Genomic DNA, 2,273 nt, shown 5'->3' on the forward strand with positions numbered 1-2,273 from the left:
TGCACCTGAAGGAGGGACTGGAGCCTGCGGGCAGCACAGGTTTCCGGCTGCACGTGCGCGGCTGACCGTCGGCGATGGACCGGACGAGCCGGGGCGCGAACCGAGGAGGAGCCCGAGGGCTGTGGCAGCGGTGAGGGTGAACACCCCGAGTAGCCGCCGGGAGAAATGGATTGCACCGGTTCCCGCCCGGCAGTGCGGGAACCGGTGAGACTCTCGAACGAGCACAGGGAGGGGACTCCATGGGTCTGCAGCACGCGACCCCGCATCCGCAAAACACCCTCTGCCCTGCGGATTCATCACGCAAGGCCAGGGGGCGGAATCATTCATACGTTGAAGCGGAACATTGTCAGCGGTGCAATGACCTGCAAAGACCGCCGTTCTCGGAGCACGATCCAGCGGGGATCCAGCAGTGGGACCGGAACGTCCCGCCAGGGTTGCCACGCGCGGGCCAAACGGCCTGCGGTACAGCTCGGCACCGAGAGATCCGTCGTCCGGCGGACATCTCGAGGCCGGTACGTGGCCCCGGCCCCAGCGGTCGGTCTGCTGACCACGGCAGGTCTTACGATCAGCCCATGATTGATACTCCGAAGCATTGGACCGTGCGCCATTTCTCGCAGGCCAACCCCGCTGGCCCGGGCTGCGACAGCGTTCCGGCCCTCTTGCGACGGCTGGCCGATGCCATCGAGGTGTTGGGCCCTGTTGAGATCCAGGACGTGGTGATCGAATCGGAGACGACCGCACATGGCCCCTGGCGGTCGGGGACCGTCTACTTCCACCTGCCGGAGGACGGATAAAGGACTGATCTTGGCGCTCACGAGCGGAGCCAGATCACCAGTGCCGCGGCGAGGGCGGTGCCGAGGCAGACGTAGCGGCGCTTGTCGTATCGGGTGGCCACGGCTCGGTTCCGCCTCGGCCGCCGAAGAAGCCTCGCACACCCCATGAAGCCGTTGTGTCTTTGTCTCGGTTGACCAGACGGTCACAGCCAACTGTGACACTCAGACAGGCCCTGGCCGCCGACGGTCCCGGGGAGCCGTCACCGATGCCAGGGCGGTCACGTCAGGAGTGGCCGAGGACTCGGTGGGGCTGGTACGGGGCCTCCAGGCGGGCGATCTCCTCCTCGCTCAGAGACACCTCCACCGCCGCGACCGCGTCGTCCAGATGGTGCATCTTGGTCGCGCCCACAACCGGTGCGCTGATCGCAGGCTTGCCGAGCAGCCACGCCAGGGCGATCTGTGCGGGCGGCAGCCCCCGCTCAGCGGCGACCTCGCGCACCGCGTCGACCACGTCGAAGTCGGCGTCCCCGTACAGTTCCTCGGCGTACTGGTCGCTGCCCGCGCGGACCGTGAGCTGCTTGCCGCCGCGTTCGCGGGAACCGGCGAGCAGCCCGCGCGCCAGTGGGCTCCACGGGATGCAGCCCACTCCCTGATCGAGGCAGAGCGGGATCATCTCGCGCTCTTCCTCGCGGTAGGCCAGGTTGTAGTGGTTCTGCATCGACACGAACTTCGTCCAGCCGCGCGTCTCCGCGACATGCTGGGCCTTGGCGAACTGCCAGGCGAACATGCTGGACGCGCCGATGTAACGGGCCTTGCCGGAGCGCACCACGTCGTGCAGCGCCTCCATGGTCTCCTCGATCGGCGTCTCGTAGTCCCACCGGTGGATCTGGTACAGATCCACGTGGTCGGTCCCCAGCCGCCGCAGCGAGGCATCGATGCCGGACAGGACGTGCTTGCGCGACAGGCCGCTGTCGTTGGGTCCGGAGCCCATCGGGAAGTAGATCTTCGTGGCGAGCACGTAGTCGTCACGGTGGGGGAAGAGCTTGTCGAGCAGCCGCCCCGTGATCTCCTCGCTCACGCCGCGCGAGTACATGTCCGCGGTGTCGAAGAACGTCACCCCGGCCTCCGCGGCCCGACGCACGATGGGCTCGGCCGCCTCCTCGTCCAGGAACCACGCGCGCTGGGCGGGATCGCCGTAGCTCATCATGCCGAGACAGACCCGCGAGACCTTCAGCCCTGTCGAGCCCAGCCTGGTGTACTTCATGCCGTTTCCCTCTCTCGATCTCGTTACTGCTGCCCTGGTTGGGCTGCCTGCTGGTGGAACGCTATTGGCCGATGAGAGCCTCGGTGATCTGACGGGTGGTCTGCGCGGCGACCCGGGAGTTGACAGCAGCGTAGGAAACGTGGGCGCTCAGGGCCGTGGCCAAGGCCCAGCCGCGGCCCCGGGCCCAGGTGGCGTCGTCCACGCCGAGCGCGGCACGGAAGGCAGCCCGGGGCCCG

2 protein-coding genes and 1 pseudogene are annotated in these 2,273 nt (G+C 67.9%); 1 reads left to right on the forward strand and 2 read right to left on the reverse strand.

All coding sequences use genetic code 11. The features are described 5' to 3' along the window. Positions 1 to 572 precede the first annotated feature (572 nt). Entirely contained in the window at positions 573 to 794 is a 222-nt protein-coding gene (locus IEZ21_RS46840) for a hypothetical protein (RefSeq protein WP_165339158.1), read from the forward strand. A gap of 262 nt (positions 795 to 1,056) precedes the next feature. On the opposite strand, the gene IEZ21_RS46845 is transcribed toward IEZ21_RS46840, so the two are convergent. Together IEZ21_RS46845 and IEZ21_RS48365 are read right to left on the reverse strand one after the other, a co-directional pair. Continuing rightward, entirely contained in the window at positions 1,057 to 2,037 is a 981-nt protein-coding gene (locus IEZ21_RS46845; protein WP_189327908.1) for an aldo/keto reductase, read from the reverse strand. Positions 2,038 to 2,098: 61 nt separating this feature from the next. Beyond that, positions 2,099 to 2,273 (reverse strand): annotated as a pseudogene (locus tag IEZ21_RS48365) (phosphotransferase); the annotation flags it as partial.

The sequence above is a fragment of the Streptomyces flaveus genome (assembly GCF_014647675.1).
Taxonomy (GTDB): domain Bacteria; phylum Actinomycetota; class Actinomycetes; order Streptomycetales; family Streptomycetaceae; genus Streptomyces; species Streptomyces flaveus.